Source organism: Nakamurella panacisegetis (assembly GCF_900104535.1).
Lineage (GTDB): Bacteria > Actinomycetota > Actinomycetes > Mycobacteriales > Nakamurellaceae > Nakamurella > Nakamurella panacisegetis.
The window spans coordinates 2,611,033-2,626,697 of the sequence record NZ_LT629710.1; the positions used below are offsets into that span (position 1 = coordinate 2,611,033).

At 67.9% G+C, this 15,665-nt stretch carries 14 protein-coding genes and 1 tRNA gene; 9 read left to right on the forward strand and 6 right to left on the reverse strand.

Going from position 1 to position 15,665, the window contains the following annotated elements:
- Nucleotides 1-105 precede the first annotated feature (105 nt).
- Both BLS97_RS11495 and thiE read right to left on the reverse strand, forming a co-directional pair.
- Nucleotides 106-178 (reverse strand) — tRNA-Lys (locus BLS97_RS11495).
- A gap of 334 nt (nucleotides 179-512) precedes the next feature.
- A complete protein-coding gene (gene thiE, locus BLS97_RS11500; protein ID WP_090476086.1) occupies nucleotides 513-1,160 on the reverse strand; it encodes a thiamine phosphate synthase in 648 nt (215 codons plus the stop codon).
- Nucleotides 1,161-1,379: 219 nt separating this feature from the next.
- Between thiE and thiO the strand changes: the two genes are divergently transcribed.
- The 5 genes from thiO to BLS97_RS11525 all read left to right on the forward strand — a co-directional run bounded on the left by thiO (nucleotide 1,380) and on the right by BLS97_RS11525 (nucleotide 6,094).
- A complete protein-coding gene (thiO, locus tag BLS97_RS11505; protein WP_090476087.1) occupies nucleotides 1,380-2,570 on the forward strand; it encodes a glycine oxidase ThiO in 1,191 nt (396 codons plus the stop codon).
- Nucleotides 2,567-2,767, forward strand: coding sequence for a sulfur carrier protein ThiS (thiS, locus tag BLS97_RS11510; protein WP_090476088.1), 201 nt, complete (start codon nucleotides 2,567-2,569; stop codon nucleotides 2,765-2,767). The genes thiO and thiS overlap by 4 nt, the downstream gene beginning before the upstream one ends.
- A complete protein-coding gene (locus tag BLS97_RS11515; RefSeq protein WP_090476089.1) occupies nucleotides 2,760-3,548 on the forward strand; it encodes a thiazole synthase in 789 nt (262 codons plus the stop codon). The genes thiS and BLS97_RS11515 overlap by 8 nt, the downstream gene beginning before the upstream one ends.
- Nucleotides 3,549-3,681: 133 nt before the next feature.
- The gene (gene ribB, locus BLS97_RS11520; protein ID WP_090476090.1) at nucleotides 3,682-4,890 is read left to right on the forward strand and encodes a 3,4-dihydroxy-2-butanone-4-phosphate synthase; all 1,209 of its coding nucleotides are present in this window, start codon (nucleotides 3,682-3,684) and stop codon (nucleotides 4,888-4,890) included.
- 217 nt (nucleotides 4,891-5,107) lie between these two features.
- Nucleotides 5,108-6,094, forward strand: a complete 987-nt coding sequence (locus BLS97_RS11525) for a sugar phosphate isomerase/epimerase family protein (protein WP_090476091.1) — start codon at nucleotides 5,108-5,110, stop codon at nucleotides 6,092-6,094.
- A gap of 93 nt (nucleotides 6,095-6,187) precedes the next feature.
- On the opposite strand, the gene BLS97_RS11530 is transcribed toward BLS97_RS11525, so the two are convergent.
- The 4 genes from BLS97_RS11530 to BLS97_RS11545 all read right to left on the reverse strand — a co-directional run bounded on the left by BLS97_RS11530 (nucleotide 6,188) and on the right by BLS97_RS11545 (nucleotide 10,643).
- Nucleotides 6,188-7,180 carry a sugar-binding transcriptional regulator gene (locus tag BLS97_RS11530; protein ID WP_090476092.1) on the reverse strand — a complete coding sequence of 331 codons (993 nt, stop codon included), beginning with the start codon at nucleotides 7,178-7,180 and terminating at the stop codon, nucleotides 6,188-6,190.
- Nucleotides 7,181-7,339: 159 nt separating this feature from the next.
- A complete protein-coding gene (locus BLS97_RS11535) occupies nucleotides 7,340-8,812 on the reverse strand; it encodes an FGGY-family carbohydrate kinase (protein ID WP_090476093.1) in 1,473 nt (490 codons plus the stop codon).
- Nucleotides 8,809-9,759, reverse strand: a complete 951-nt coding sequence (locus BLS97_RS11540; protein WP_090476094.1) for a transketolase family protein — start codon at nucleotides 9,757-9,759, stop codon at nucleotides 8,809-8,811. Before BLS97_RS11540 ends, BLS97_RS11535 begins: the two co-directional genes overlap by 4 nt.
- Nucleotides 9,756-10,643, reverse strand: a complete 888-nt coding sequence (locus tag BLS97_RS11545; protein ID WP_090476095.1) for a transketolase — start codon at nucleotides 10,641-10,643, stop codon at nucleotides 9,756-9,758. Before BLS97_RS11545 ends, BLS97_RS11540 begins: the two co-directional genes overlap by 4 nt.
- Before the next feature lie 489 nt (nucleotides 10,644-11,132).
- Between BLS97_RS11545 and BLS97_RS11550 the strand changes: the two genes are divergently transcribed.
- The 4 genes from BLS97_RS11550 to BLS97_RS11570 all read left to right on the forward strand — a co-directional run bounded on the left by BLS97_RS11550 (nucleotide 11,133) and on the right by BLS97_RS11570 (nucleotide 15,603).
- Nucleotides 11,133-11,750, forward strand: a complete 618-nt coding sequence (locus tag BLS97_RS11550; RefSeq protein ID WP_090476096.1) for a DUF2291 family protein — start codon at nucleotides 11,133-11,135, stop codon at nucleotides 11,748-11,750.
- Nucleotides 11,747-13,300 (forward strand): sugar ABC transporter ATP-binding protein, encoded by a 1,554-nt coding sequence (locus BLS97_RS11555; protein WP_090476097.1) that lies wholly within the window; start codon nucleotides 11,747-11,749, stop codon nucleotides 13,298-13,300. Before BLS97_RS11550 ends, BLS97_RS11555 begins: the two co-directional genes overlap by 4 nt.
- Before the next feature lie 74 nt (nucleotides 13,301-13,374).
- Nucleotides 13,375-14,388: an ABC transporter permease gene (locus BLS97_RS11560; protein ID WP_090476098.1), complete on the forward strand. Its 1,014-nt coding sequence runs from the start codon at nucleotides 13,375-13,377 to the stop codon at nucleotides 14,386-14,388.
- Between the two features lie 69 nt (nucleotides 14,389-14,457).
- Nucleotides 14,458-15,603 (forward strand): D-ribose ABC transporter substrate-binding protein, encoded by a 1,146-nt coding sequence (locus tag BLS97_RS11570; protein WP_197676135.1) that lies wholly within the window; start codon nucleotides 14,458-14,460, stop codon nucleotides 15,601-15,603.
- Nucleotides 15,604-15,665 lie beyond the last annotated feature (62 nt).

Genomic DNA, 15,665 nt, shown 5'->3' on the forward strand with positions numbered 1-15,665 from the left:
GAGGGATTCCGACAGGCGGCCTGCTCGACTCGCCCCGCGAATCTTCGGCCGTTCACGGTCCCAGGAAGTATGTCTCGATCCGACGCCCTCTGACCTGGTTACACGTGGGCCCCGTGGGACTCGAACCCACAACCCGCGGATTAAAAGTCCGCTGCTCTGCCAATTGAGCTAGAGGCCCTCAGGACCGGCTGGTTCTGTGGCGGACAATCCGAAGTCATGATCAACTTCGGTGGCCCGTGCACTGGCTCCGGTCGGTCCTTGGTGCTCCGGTGGGCGTTGCGGCCGCCAGGGCGGCTCCGAGAGCTTGTTCAGGGTAGCCGATGCGCCGATGGGGGCTGAATCTGCAGGTCAGGGGCGAATCGAGCAGCGCGTGATCGCCGCCGGCGGTGCCGCTGCGATGGTGGTGACCTGCAGGTCACGGCCCGAGTTCGCCCGGCGGCGTCGAGCGCCACGGGTTCGAGGCCAATTCGCGGCCAGGGAAGCCTGACCCTGGATGGCCGCGAGATCGGCTCTCAGTCGATCTCACGAAGTCGTGCGGCGGCTGCCGCGGCTGCGGCCGCTGGGTCTTCGGCGTCGGTGATCATCCGGACCACGACGACCCGGCGGGCACCGTGCGCGATCACCTGGTCGAGTCGCTCCAGCGTGTTGATCCCGCCGATGGCGAACCAGGGCCGCCCGGCCCGGGTGCGGGCGTGATCGAGGAATCCGAGACCGGTTCCGGGCCGTCCCGGTTTGGTGGGGGTAGCCCACGTCGGACCGGCGCAGTAGTAGTCCACCGCCGGTTCGGTGTGAGCGGCGTCGAGCTGCTCGGGGGTGTGGGTCGACCGCCCGATGACCACGTCCGGTCCGACGATGCGGCGGGCGACTGACACAGGAAGATCGTCCTGCCCGAGGTGCAGGACGTCGGCCTTCGAGGCCAGCGCGATGTCGGCCCGGTCGTTCACCGCGAACAGCTTCCCGTGGCGGCGGGCGGCGTCGGCGACGATCTCCAGCAGGGCGAGCTCGGCCCGCGCCTCCAAACCCTTCTCCCGGAGTTGAACGATGTCCACCCCGGCGCCGAGAACGGCGTCCAGGAACTCGGCGAAGTCGCCTCTCTCGGAACGGGAATCAGTACACAGGTACAGCCGGGCGTCGGCGAGCGCGGAACGGGGATCAGGCATTCGCGCCACATTACGACAAGCGCATCTCAGTCTCATGTCCCCGAGCCCTTCCGTGGGCGGGTGCCCCTGGCGGGTTAGAGTGGCGCTTTCACGGGAGCTCGGAGTACCGGGCTGAGAGGGCTGCTGCGAGCGGCCGACCGTCCGATCTGATCCGGGCAATGCCGGTCAGGGAGTTCCGCGGACGTGCGCGCTCGCCCGACGCGGAAGGCGCACACCCCGATGACCGACGCCGCGTCGCCTGCACCCGGGAACGCTGTGGACGTCGCGGTGATCGGTGGCGGCCTGATCGGCCTGGGAATTGCCTGGCGCTGCGCGCAGCGCGGCCTGGCGGTGACCGTCTTCGACCCGGCGCCCGGATCCGGCGCCTCATGGACCGCGGCGGGAATGCTCGCACCCGTCACGGAGCTGCGGTACGGCGAGCAGTCCCTGTTCGCGCTCAATCTGTTGTCGGCCCAGCGGTATCCCGAGTTTGTCGAGGAACTGCAGTCGGCGGCCGGAATGGACGTCGGTTACCGGCTCACCGGCTCCGTGGTCGCCGCCTGGGACGCCGCCGACCTCGCATCGCTGCGGGACCTGGCGGTGTTCGCGAAATCGCTGGGGCATCCGGTAGAGGTGTTGACGGGACGGGAGCTGCGCCGCGAGTCGCCGTTGCTGAGCCCAGGCCTGCCCGGCGGCATCATCGCTCCCGACGATCACCAGGTGAACAACCGAAAATTGCACGCCGCGCTCCGCGCGGCGTTCTCGGCCGCCGGCGGCCGGGTCGTCACCGAGCGGGTCACCGCCGTCTGGTCGCCCCGTGGCCGCGTCGCCGGTGTCGTCCTCGCCGACGGTACGGTCGCCCCCGCCGGGATCACCGTGCTGGCCGCCGGCGCCTGGTCCCGGCAGGTCGACGGGGTGCCCCCGGAATTGATGCCCCGGGTGCGGCCGGTAAAGGGGCAGACGTTGCGGCTCCGACTTCCCAGTGGCGAGGTCCTGGGACGGGTGGTCCGTGGAACGGTGCGCGGCTCGCCGGTCTACCTCGTCCCCCGCGAGGACGGGGAGCTGGTGGTGGGGGCATCCAGCGAGGAGACCGGGTTCGGTCTGACGCCTCGGGCCGGCGCCGTGTACGAGCTGCTACGCGACGCCCAGTCGCTGCTGCCGATCGTGGCCGAAGCCCACCTGGAGGACGTCAGCACCAGCCTGCGCCCTGGCTCGCCGGACAACGCCCCGATGATCGGGCCCAGCAGGATCGAGGGTCTGGTGTTCGCGACCGGGCACTACCGCAACGGTGTGCTGCTCACACCGGTGACCGCCGACGGCGTCGCCGACCTGATCACGAACGGCACCCTGCCAATCGAACTCCTGCCGTTCCGGCCGGACCGGTTCTCTACCCATCCCGACACCCACCGACCTGCGGAGGTTCCCGCATGACCCTCACCATCAACGGCGTTGACCGCGCCGTCCCGGATGACGTCACCCTGTACGCGATCCTGCACCGGGAGGGGGAGAGCGACCGCGGAAAGGCCGCCGCCGTTGGCGGAGTCGTGGTGCCCCGCTCGCAGTGGGCGACTCGGGTCCTCCGGCACGGGGAAGCCGTCGAGCTGATCACGGCGATGCAGGGTGGCTGACCACGGAAGCTGGGACCAGCCGTTCTCGATCGCCGGGACCACGCTCGGTTCCCGGTTCATCCTCGGCACCGGCGGCGCACCCAGCATGCAGGTCATCGACGAGATCATCACCGCATCCGGGACCGCCATGTGCACGGTGTCGATGCGCCGCACCGATGCCGCGACCGGTGGTTCCCTGGTGGACGTGCTGGACCGCCTCGGAGTGCGGATCCTGCCGAACACGGCCGGCTGCCGCACCGCCCGGGAAGCGGTCACCACGGCCGAACTGGCCCGTGAGGCCCTGGAGACCAGCTGGGTGAAACTGGAAGTCGTCGCCGACGAGACCACCCTGCTGCCGGACCCTTTCGAGTTGCTCGACGCGGCCGAGCAACTCGTCGCCCGCGGGTTCACCGTCCTGCCGTACACCAATGACGACCCGATCCTGGCCCGGCGCTTGCAACAGGCCGGCTGCGCGGCGGTGATGCCGCTCGGCTCCCCGATCGGCAGCGGCCTGGGTATCAGCAACCCGCACAACATCGAGGTCATCGTCGCGGAGGCCACCGTCCCGGTGATCCTGGACGCGGGAATCGGCACCGCCTCCGATGCCGCGCTGGCCATGGAACTCGGGTGCGACGCGGTCCTTCTCGCCTCCGCGGTGACCCGCGCCCAGAACCCGGCGATGATGGCCAGTGCAATGGCCAACGCCGTCACGGCCGGCCGGCAGGCCCACCTCGCCGGGCGCATCCCGCGCCGCTCGCATGCCCACGCTTCATCCCCGCTCGAGGGCATGGCGATCCTCTGAGCTGGAAACAAGGGGCGGGAGCCGAATGCACGAGTAGGTCAGCCCGGTGATGGCTCCGCCCCGCGTGGGATGATGAAGTCGCTCCACCGCGCGCCCGTCCAGACCAGCAGATCCTGACAGATGGAGAACTCCGATGCCCGTGCCGTCGAGAACCTCGGGTATCGAGTTGCCCGCTCGCCGGCACGAGGTGCCCCGCGGTCGGCCGAACGCGAAGCTCGACAGCGTCGAGTTCGCCGTGGCCGAGATCGCCTCCGGGCGCCCGGTGGTGGTGGTCGACGACGAGGGCCGTGAGAACGAGGGAGACCTGATCTTCGCGGCTGAGCTGGCCACGCCGGAGGTGGTCGCCTTCACCGTGCGTTTCACCTCGGGTTACATCTGCGTGCCGGTGACCGAGGAAGAGGCCGACCGGCTCGATCTGCCCCCCATGTCGCGGGTCAACCAGGACCCCCGCGGCACCGCCTACACCGTGACCGTCGACGCGAAGAACGTCGAGACCACCGGCATCTCGGCCCAGGACCGGGCCCGAACGATCCGCCTGCTGGCCGATCCGGACGCCCGGGCCGAGGACTTCAGCCGGCCCGGCCACGTCGTGCCGTTGCGGTCCCGCGACGGCGGTGTCCTGGTCCGCCCGGGCCACACCGAGGCCGCCACCGATCTGGCCGTGATGGCCGGTCTGCGCCCGGCGGGCGTGCTCTGCGAGATCGTCAGCGAGAAGGATCCGCTGGAGATGGCTCGCCTGGACGAACTGCGGGTGTTCTGCGACGACCACGACCTGGCGCTGATCTCGATCGCGCAGTTGATCGCCCACCGGCTCGAGCACGAGCGGCAGATCGAGAAGGTCGCCGTGACCTCGCTGCCGATGGCCCAGGGCCGATTCATCGTGCACGGGTACCGCAGCATCGTGACCGGTCGCGAGTTGATCGCCCTGGTCTACGGCGAAATCGGGGACGGCACCGACCTTCTGGTCCGCGTGCACTCCGAGTGCGTCACGGGAGACGTCTTCCACTCCCTGCGGTGCAACCACCACGCACAGCTCACCGCCGCTCTGGAGACGATCGCCGCCGAGGGGCGCGGGGTACTGCTGTACATCCGCGGACACGAGGGCCGCGGGGTGGGATTGCTGGAGAAGCTGCAGGCCTACGAACTCCAGGACACCGGGGTGGACGTTCCGCTGCCGGCGCTCGAGGCGCCGGCTGACGAACGGGAATATGGATCCGGCGCGCAGGTTCTGGCCGACCTGGGGGTCCGGTCGATGCGTCTGCTCACCAACCACCCGACCCGCCGGGCCGGCATTGTCGGTTACGGCCTCACCATCCTGGACTACGTGCCCCTGTCCACCTAGTCGGCGCCAGCCGCGCAGCGCACCGCGATGGATTGCTCTCTGCGGAACCGTCCCGAGGGTAGAAAGTCCGCCCCGTCATTGAGATTTTGACGTCAGCGCCCTAGAATCGACTAGCGAGTCCGTAGCGAATAGCCATTCACCGTTTTCGGTGACGACCCTTCCGACCATCGACGGCCGGTCGCGGCGCGGCGGACCACGATCGAGAAGGGCTTCAACGGTGAGCAACGATCAGCAGCTGTTCGGCGCAGGCATCTGGCACTTCGCCACGTACGTCGACCGTTACGCGACCGACGGCTACGGGGAGCCGCGGAGCATCCTGGACGCCATCAAGTTGGCCGGCCAGGTCGAGGATCTGTCGGTGGTCGATCTGAACTATCCGTTCTTCGGCGGTGACTTCACCCGGGAGCAGGTCAAGGCCGAACTCGATGCGGCGAACCTGAGCGTCGTCGGTATCACTCCGGAGATCTACACCCGGGTGTTCGCCAAGGGATCGTTCACCAACCCGGACCCGGGGGTGCGCCGCCTCGCCCACGAATTGATCACCGAGGCGGCGGACGTGGTCCGCTACTTCGGCGCCGACTACGTGAAGCTGTGGCCGGGCCAGGACGGCTGGGACTACCCGTTCCAGGTCGATCACGGTGCGCTGTGGAAGAACTCCATGGACGGGGTGGCGGCGTTGGCCTCGGAGAATCCCGACCTGAAATTCGCCATCGAGTACAAGCCGAGGGAACCGCGGGTACACATGAGCTACAGCTCCGTGGCCCGCACGTTGCTGGGCATCGAAAAGATCGGGTTGCCGAACGTCGGCATTCTGCTGGACTTCGGCCACGCCCTGTTCGGTGGCGAGTCGCCCGCCGATTCGGCCCAGTTGGCCATCGACTACGGCCGGCTGTTCGGAATGGATGTCAACGACAACCTCCGCCAGTGGGACGACGACATGATCGCCGGAACCGTCCACCCCATCGAGCTTTTCGAGTTCTTCTACACGCTGGAGAAGAACAATTGGAAGGGAGTGTGGCAGCTCGACCAGTTCCCGTTCCGGGAGGATTCGGTCGCCGCGGCCACCAGTGCCATCGACTTCCTCAAGACGGTTCAACGGGCGCTGGGCAAGCTGGACTTCGCGGCGATGCAGGAGGCCCAGGACAACCACGACGCGATCGGCGCTCTGCGCCTGGCCCAGAAGGCGCTGTACACCTCGTACTGAGCCAATGGTCACCGGGTCGGCGGCCGTTGGGATTGTCCTACGGCTGCCGGCTCGCGCCGCTCTGCCTGTGCGGCAACCGGTCTCGGGTGCCGGTCAGTCTTCGGCGACGAGGCGCCGGGCCATCTCAAGATCGGTGATCAGCACGTTGACCCAGCCGCCGCGCAGTGCCGCCCGGATGGCCGAGAATTTCCGGCTGCCTCCGGCCACTCCGATGCGTCGGGGAATCTGCATCAATTCCCGTGGCGTGATGCCGATGAGTCGCTGATCGAGATTGGAGGACACCGACTTTCCGTCGGCGTCGAAATAGCGGAAGCACACGTCGCCCACCGCGCCGAGGGAACGGAGTTCTTCCTGTTCGGTCTCGGCCAGCGCGTTTCCGCTGCGCTGCAGCAGCGGCGACGGTTCCAGGCTGCCGATGCCGACCAGGGCCACGGTGAGCCGGGACCACAGTTCCGTCACCTCTTTCACCGAGGGATCGCGCATCAGGGCCTTGCGGATGGCCGGGCTACCGACCAGACCAGGCGCGGACAGGAAGACCGGGGTGCCGCCGGTGAGATCGGCCAGGCGCCCGGTGAGTCGGGTGGCCTGCATCTGAACGGCGGGATCGCCGAGGCCGCCGACGATCTGGACCACCTTGTCGACCACGGTGATGTTCTTGGGCCGCATGACGTCGACCGCCGCGATCAGCGACTCGCTCCAGGACGACACCCCGATGACATGGCCACCGGTGAGGGTGACGTCCAGGTAGTCGGCGGTGGCTGCACCCAGGGCGGGCAGAACCGCATCACCGGCACCGGACGCGTCGACCACGACCACGTCACGCATCCCGTATCGCTCCTGGATGGCGTCCTCGAGTTCGGTGTACGTACCCGGCGGCATCGTCACCACGGTCCGCACGATGCCGACCTCGGTGGCCTGCCGCAGCAGACGGGACACCCGGGGCTGGGAGAGGCTCAGCTCGGCCGCGATCTGCGGCTGGCGGATGCCCCGCTCGTAGTACATGCGGGCGACCTTGCCCAACAGGCGCAGCTGGTCGGGTTCGGGCTCTCGGCCGGCGCGGGCACGGGGAGTGTGTGGGTTGGTCATCTGGTCGAACCGCTCCCGTCGCCCGGCGTTGTGCCGGCCATTGACGCCTCGTCTCACCGGTCCACACCGGGCCGGTTGTCGTTCCACATGGTACTGACTATCTATTCAACAAGCGAGCCGGACGAAGGGGCTCGATCGGGATCGGCCGGCCCGTCCCGGTCAGCGGAGTACCGGTGGTCGCGACCGCAGCACGGCCGTGGACCAGCCGCGCTGGCGGCTCTCTCGCTCGTCGGCCGACACGGACGGAACGAAGGTCTGACGCTTGCGGGGCAGCCGCTGCAGGTCGTCGGTGGACCACAGACCGACCTGGCGCCCGGCCAGGTGTGCGGCGCCCAACGAGGACAGATCCGCGTCGGCCGCCCGGGCCACCAGACGGCCGCTGGTATCGGCCTGCAACTGCATCAGGACCGGATTGCCGGAGGCACCGCCGTCGGCGAGCAGCAGGCTCACCGGCACCCCGGAGCGGTCGATCGCGGCGACCACGTCCTCGACCTGGAACGCGACGGATTCCAATGCGGCGCGGGCGATCTGGGGCAGCTCGGTGCCCAGGGTCAGTCCGGAGAGCAGTCCGACCGCATCGCGGTCCCAGTACGGCGCGCCGAGCCCGTTGAAAGCGGGGACGATGTGCACACCGTCGCTGGTGGCGGTATCGGCCAGCGCGGCCAGGGCGGCCGGCGATTGCCCGAACAGCCGCGACAGCCAGTTCAGCGTGGCGCCGCTGGAGCGGATGTTGCCCTCCATCGCCAGGTTCGGGCCCGCCCCGGTGTCCCAGGCGATGGTGAGACACAGCCCGGGACTCACCGTGGCGCCGGGCGGGCACAGGCCCATGACCGAGGACCCGGTGCCGTACGTCGCCTTGACCGTGCCCGGGTTCCAGCCGGCGTGGGCGAACAGGGCGGCATGGGAGTCACCGAGGACGGCCGTGATGGGGGTGTCGGCGCGGAGCGGGTCAAGGCCTCGGGCGGTGGGAAACGGTCCGGTCGAGGCCACGACCTCACCGAGAACCTGGGCCGGCACACCGAACAAGGTCAGCAGGTCCTCGTCCCATTTCCCGGTGTGGATGTCGAGCAGCTGGGTGCGCGAGGCATTCCCGACCTCGATCAGGTGCTGCGCACCGAATCGGCTGATCAGCCAGGAGTCCACGGTGCCCAGACACAGGCGTCCGGCTCGGCTGTTGGACCGGTCCGGATCGTAGGCGTCGAGCAGCCAGGTCGCCTTGGTGGCCGAGAACATCGGGTCCAGCGGCAGTCCGGACCGGCTGCGCACCAGGTCGGCGTGTCCGGCCTCGGCGAGGACCTGGCACTGCCCGGCGCTGCGTTGGTCCTGCCAACTGATCAACGGGCTGATCGGGTGGCCGGTCCGGCGGTCCCAGAGGAGCAGTGATTCGCGCTGGGTGGAGAACCCCACCGCGACGACAGCGGACGGGTCGTGCCCCTGCATGATCCGGGCGACGACGCCCCGGACGCTGTCCAGGATCTCGGCGGGCGACTGCTCCACCCACCCCGGCCGCGGGTAGGTGCTGGCGACCGGAACGGACGCAGATGCCACGACGGCGCCGCTGGACGAGACCAGCAGCGCCTTCGTGGAACCTGAACCTTGGTCGACCGCGAGCACAAGGTTGTCCTGGCTCATCGTGCGGATAGCTCCCTTGCGGCGCTCGCGATGCCGGCGGCATTGAGCCCAAAGTAGTCCAGCAGGAACTCGGTGCTTCCCGTCGGCGCGAACTGGCGATCGATGCCGAGGATCCGCATCGGGGTCGGTCGGTGCTGGGACAGCAGGCTGGCCACTGCGGCGCCCAGACCGCCGGTGGACGTGGCCTCCTCAGCGGTGATCACCCCCGCGGTCTCCTCGGCCGCCCGCAGGATCGCCTCGGTGTCCAGCGGCTCGATGAACGACACGTTCAGCACGCGAAGCGAGATACCCTCGGCCCGAAGGGTTTCGGCTGCCTCCAGGGCTCGCGAGACCATGGTTCCGGTGGCGACCACGGTGATGTCGACGCCGTCGGTCAGTTGGTTGATCCGGCCTGGTTCGAAGACGGTGTCGTCTGCGTGCACGGCCGGCACGGGGAACCGTCCGATCCGCAGGTAGCTGGGCCCGGAGTGGTAAGCCGCCCAGCGGACGGCCGCGCGCGTCTGCGCCGGATCTGCGGGCACGACGATCGGGAGGTCGGCCACGGCCCGGATCCAGGACAGGTCCTCGATGGAGTGGTGGGTCGGGCCGAGTTCGCCGTAGGCCATCCCGGGGGACTGCCCGCAGAGCACGACCTTGGCCCGGCTGTAGGCGATGTCGGCCTTGATCTGTTCCAGGGCCCGCCCGGTGAGGAACGGGGCGGCGGCGGAGACGAACGGGATCATCCCGCCGTTGGCCAGGCCGGCGCCGACGCCGACCAGGTCCTGCTCGGCGATGCCGACGTTGATGAGCCGGTCCGGGAACTCGTCCCGGAACCCGGTGAGGTTGCTGGACCCGACCGAATCGTTGCAGACGGCGACGATCCGGTCGTCCTCGCGAGCGAGGGCGATGAGCTCCTCGGCGAATGCCTTGCGGCAATCGAAGGTGGGGACCTGCACGGCGGCGGTCATCGGTTCAGCTCCTCGAGTGCGGCTTCGACCTGTTCGGTGGTGGGTACCTTGTGGTGCCATTCGACGCGGTCCTCGATGAAGGACACGCCCTTTCCCTTGACGGTGTTGGCGATGACGACCACCGGCCGGGCGGTGGTCGACGGTTCGAACGCCGTCAGTAGCTGGTCGTAGTCGTGCCCGTCGATCTCGCGGACCTCGAACCCGAAACTGGTCCACTTGTCCGACAGCGGTTCGAGCTGCTTGGTGTCCTCGGTGCGAGCGCCCTGCTGCAGGCGGTTCCGGTCGACCACCGCGGTCAACGACGACAGGTGATAGTGCGAGGCAGTCATCGCGGCTTCCCAGTTGCTGCCCTCCTGCAGTTCGCCGTCACCCATCACCACGAAAGTGCGACGGGCCGAACCCTGCAGCTTCGCGGCCAGCGCGTGGCCGACGGCCACCGGGAATCCGTGGCCAAGGGGCCCGGTGTTGGTCTCCACGCCGGGAACCTTGACCCGGTTGGGATGGCCGTTGAGGGCCGAGAGCGGTTGGGCGAAGGTTTCCAGTTCGTCGAGCGGGAAGAACCCGCAGTGGGCCAGGGTGGAGTACAGAGCGCCGGCACTGTGGCCCTTGGACAGGATGAACCGGTCGCGTTCGGGATCGGTGGGATGGTGCGGGTCGATGTTGAGCACGGCCCCGTAGAGGGTGGCCAGGATGTCCGCGACGGAGAAGTCCCCGCCGATATGGCCGAGCTGGGCGCGGTTGATCATCTGCACGTCGCTGGAGCGCACGGCGCGGGCAAGGTCCCGCAGCGCGGTGACGATCCGGTCGCGGCTGGTCTCGCCCAGCCCTCGACGCGACGCGAGGAAGGCGTCCGCCGAAGCGGAATCCACGGTCAGGGTACTCATTGCTGTCCTTCCATTGACGGAGCTGGGCCCAGACCGGCTGCGCGGCTGCACCATTTGGCCGAATCGGCGCATGGCGCGACGACCCGGACCGGTGATCGGTCAGCCGGACTGGGCCGTCTCGTCTCAGGTCTGGTGAGCACGGCCGGATGTCCCTGGTTCCACGCTAAGCCGGAAGGGCCCAACGTCGAATAGTCATTCAGTCACGACTGACTAGTCAGAGACTAGGGGGCCACTGACCGACTGTCAACGGAAGTCCTTCGTCCTGCATCGAAGTACCTGCCGGGCAACACCAATGCGCATCAGCGGCGGTCGGGAGGTCATGACGGCCGGACCTCGATCGGCCGGGGCCGACCCGGGGGCGGCCGGTGGAGTCCGTGTGGCGCTCAGCCGTCCGGCAGCTGAACACTGCCTATTGACGACGCTCGCCGACCCCTGCATGATGGGTGCGTGTTCAATCAATGTCGATTAGCTATTCAGCGCCGCGTCCGGATGATTGTGCTCCTGGCCGCCGCCGTGGTGTTCCTGGCGGGATGCAGCATGCCTGGTCTGTGGACCTACGAATCAAATGGGCAGGGCACCAGCGGCGCCGGCGCCTTCGACGCCACCACCTACGTAGACGGCATCTGGTCCAGCAAAGTGGTGACAACGGTCGAGCAGAAGGCGGTCGACGCCGCGACCCTGCTCCCGGCGATCAAGGCCGACAAGGCAGCCGCCGCCACCAAGTACGGGGTGGCGGCCACGGCCACCGGCGGCTCTCCCACCTTCCTGATCAAAGGCAGCGGCAAGGTCACCAAGCTCGACGCGACGAACCCGAACGGACCGGTCACCGTGTCGGTCGGCGGGCAGGACGTCCAGATCGTGACCGGACCGGTCATCATCGGCACCGCTCTGCGCGATGCGGTCGGGATCACCTTCAGCGAATTCACCAACCAGATCGACTACCAGAACGTCGGCACGCAGCTGAACAACCGCGTCAAGAAGGATGTGGTGGCACCGGTCAAGAGCAGCCTCGCGGTCGGCAAGACCGTCGCCTTCGACGGTGTCTTCACCTTGCTGTCACCGACCAGCATCAGCATCGTGCCGACGAAACTGGCGGTCTCGTCATGACTTCGGCCGACCCGGTGGGGCCGCCGACGCCGGACGACGTCCTGTTGGTGGCCGAGAACGTCAGCAAGAACTACGGCGGTGTCATGGCCCTCAAGGACGTGAACTTCAAGGCCTACCGCGGCAAGGTGAACGTCCTGGTCGGCGAGAACGGTGCCGGCAAATCGACCCTCATGAAGATCCTTTCCGGGTCGGTGGAACCGACCACCGGGCGGATCTTGATCGAGGGTGAACCGGTCAGCCTGGGCAGCCCCCGCGAGGCGCAGGCCCTCGGCATCGGCATCATCCACCAGGAACTCAGCCTGTTTCCGAACATGTCCATCGCCGAGAACATGTTCGCCGGACGGGAACCACGCAAAGGTCGCCGCTTCGTCGACTTCAACCGGGAACGCAGCCAGGCCCGCGCGGTGCTGGCCCGACTCGGCCAGAACCTGAATCCGAACACCCTGGTCTCCGACCTGCCGATCGGCCAGCAGCAGTTGGTCGAGATCGGAAAGGTCCTCCTGGAGGACGTGCGCATCCTGATCATGGACGAGCCGACTTCGGCCCTGTCCAACCACGAGGTGGATGTCCTGTTCGGGGTGATGGAGGACCTCCGCAAGCAGGACGTCACGATCATCTACATCTCGCACAAACTGGACGAATTCCGCCGAATCGGGGACTACGTCACGGTCTTCCGGGACGGCAACCTGGTCGCGTCGGAATCGATGACCCGGACGGACACTGCCTGGATCGTCCGGCAGATGGTCGGCCGGGACCCCAATAGCCTGTTCAGCCGCAGTGGCGTAGCGCCCGGTGAGGTCATCCTGGACGTCTCCCACCTCACCGCACCCGGCCCGGTGCGGCCCCTGGTGGACGACGTCTCCCTGACCGTCGCCGCCGGCGAGATCGTCGGAATCTACGGCCTGATGGGAGCCGGACGGACCGAGCTCATGGAATGCCTGATGGGCACCCGGGAAGCCGCCGCCGGTGAGGTCCGGATCAAAGGTCAGCTGGAAACCGAGGGAACCGTCCAGAGCCGGCTGCGAGCCGGCTTGGCCCTGGTTCCCGAGGATCGGCAGCGCGACGGTCTGGTCCAGGTGATGTCGGTCAAGGACAACGTGGTGCTCTCGGTCCTGGGCAAGCTGAAGAAGTGGGGCGTCCTGCCCCCGGGCAACGTGCACCAGATCGCCGCCCAGAAGGTGAAGGATCTGACCATCAGGATCCCCGGGCTCGACGCTCCGGTGACCTCCCTGTCCGGCGGCAATCAGCAGAAGGTCGTCCTCGCCCGCGCGCTGCTCACCGAACCGGTCGTACTACTGCTCGACGAACCGACGCGGGGCGTCGACGTCGGCGCGAAATCGCAGATCGCCACGATCATGGCCGATCTGGCTCGCGAAGGTTACGGCGTCCTGTTCATCTCCTCCGAACTGGCCGAAGTCATCGCGATGGCCGACCGCGTGATCGTGATGGCCAAGGGTCGTGTGACCGCGCAGTTCTCGGCTGAAGACGTGACCGAAGAGAAGTTGGTTGCCGCCTCGGCTTCCGACAGTGTTCTGGAAGGAATCCAATGAGTGTCGACGCCGAAGTCGATAAGAGCGCCCCGCCGCCCGACCCAGCAGCCAAGGCCCCGAGGCAGCGCCCGAAGATGAGCGCCGGACAGATCGCCCTCCTGCTGGTGCGCGGACGGACCCTCGTCGTTCTCGTTCTGCTCGTCATCATCTTCGGGGCGTTGTCCCCGGACTACCTGAGCCAGAGCAACTTGATCACCATGACCAAGCACGTCTCGATCAACGCCATCCTGGCCATCGGAGTCACGTTCGTCATCCTCACCGGCGGCATCGATCTGTCCGTCGGGTCCATCGCCGGATTCGCCAGCATGATCTCCGGCGGGCTCCTGTTCAACGGCCTGTCGCTGGGCGACGGGAAGATCTTCTTCTCCGCCGCGATGGTGATCCTGATCGGCATCGTCGTCGGTGCCCTGGTCGGAGCGCTCAACGGCACGGTCATCACCCGATTCGGGGTGGCACCGTTCATCACCACCCTCGGCATGCTCTACGTTGCCCGCGGTTTCGCCCAACTGCGCAGCAACGGGGGTACCTTCCCCGACTTGTCCGGAACGTCGGCGCGCGGCAACGAAGGCTTCCACATCATTGGTGTCGACTCCTGGCTCGGGATTCCGGTCGCGGTGTGGATCATGGTCGTGGTTGCTGCCGCCGCCATCATCGTGACCACCCGGACCCCCTTCGGCCGAAGGGTTTTCGCGGTCGGCGGCAACGAACGGGCGGCCGAGCTGTCCGGTATCCGCACGAAGCGGATCAAGATCGCGGTGTACGTCATCTCCGGAGCCTGCGCCGCCCTGGCCGGACTGCTGCTGACGTCCGAACTGGGCGCCGCCTACCCCGACACCGCCACCACGTACGAACTCAACGCCATCGCCGCCGCCGTCCTGGGCGGCACCGCGCTGAGCGGGGGCCGCGGCACCATCATCGGGACCGTGATGGGCGCATTCGTGATCGGCTTTCTCACCGACGGACTGGTTCTGGTCGGCGTTTCCACTTTCTGGCAGTCCGTCGTCAAGGGCGCCGTCATCATTCTGGCCGTCATCACCGAGCAGGCCCAGCAGAAATTGCAGCGCCGGCTCTCCTCCCGCACTGCTTGAACGTTCGTGCACCGACATCTGCCCACTTCCCCCCACCGCAACACCCCCACCGGAAAGGTCAACCTCCACATGATCACGTCAAAGGCGACCGCATGGCGAAAGGTCCTCTATTCGGCCGGAGCAGTCACGCTGCTCACCGTCACTGCGGCCTGCGGCTCCAGTAGCACCGCAGCGACCGGCTCCAGTTCGGCCGCCGCCGCCACCTCGGCCGCCACCTCGGCCGCACCGGCGGCCACGACCAGCGCCGCCTCCAGCGCCCCGGTCGTGGCCTCGAGTGCGCCCGGTTCGTCCGCCGCCGCCGCCTCGAGCGCCCCGGCGTCGGGGTCCGGCACGGGCGGAGGCGGGGGCGCCGGCAAGCTGATCGTCATCATCACCCCGTCCCCGGACAACGTGTTCTTCAAGGCAGAGCAGGATGCCGCCAAGGCCGAGGCCGTCAAGCTCGGATATCAGACATTGGTGATCAGCCACGACGACGACCCGACCAAGCAGAGCCAGGCGATCGACACGGCCATCTCCCGCAAGGCCGCGGCGATCATCCTCGACAACGCCGGTGCCGACGTCACCGTCACCGCCGTGCAGCGGGCCAAGGACGCCGGCATCCCGTCGTTCCTGATCGACCGCGAGATCAACAAGACCGGGGTCGCCGCCGCGCAGATCGTCTCCAACAATGCACAGGGTGCTGCCCTGGGTGGCCAGGAGTTCGCCACCGCCATGGGCGGCAAGGGTGAATACGCCGAACTGACCGGGAAGGCCACCGATACCAACGCCGGTGTCCGGTCACAGGGCTACCACTCGATCCTGGACCAGTACTCCGATATGAAGATGGTGGCGCAGCAGTCGGCCAACTGGGACCAGGCCGAGGCCCTGTCCAAGACCCAGACGATCCTGCAGGCCCACCCCAACATCAAGGGCATCATCGCCGGTAACGACACCATGGCGCTGGGGGCCGAGGCCGCTCTGGCCGCCGCCGGGAAGACCAATGTGATCGTCACCGGCTTCGACGGAAGCCCCGACGTCGTGGCGTCCATCCTGAAGGGCGGCATCGACGCCACCGTGCTCCAGCCGGCCAGTCAGATCGCCCAGATGGCGGTCCAGCAGGCCGACAAGTTCATCGCCAGCGGCTCCACCGGGAAGGACGAGAAGCAGTCGGTCGACTGCGTGCTGGTGAACAAGGTCAACGCCAAGACGGTCAAGAACTTCGCCGTCACCTCCTGATCTTTCGGGCTTGCCCGACCGCAGAGGGCGGGGTCACGCCGGTATCCGGTGTGACCCCGCCC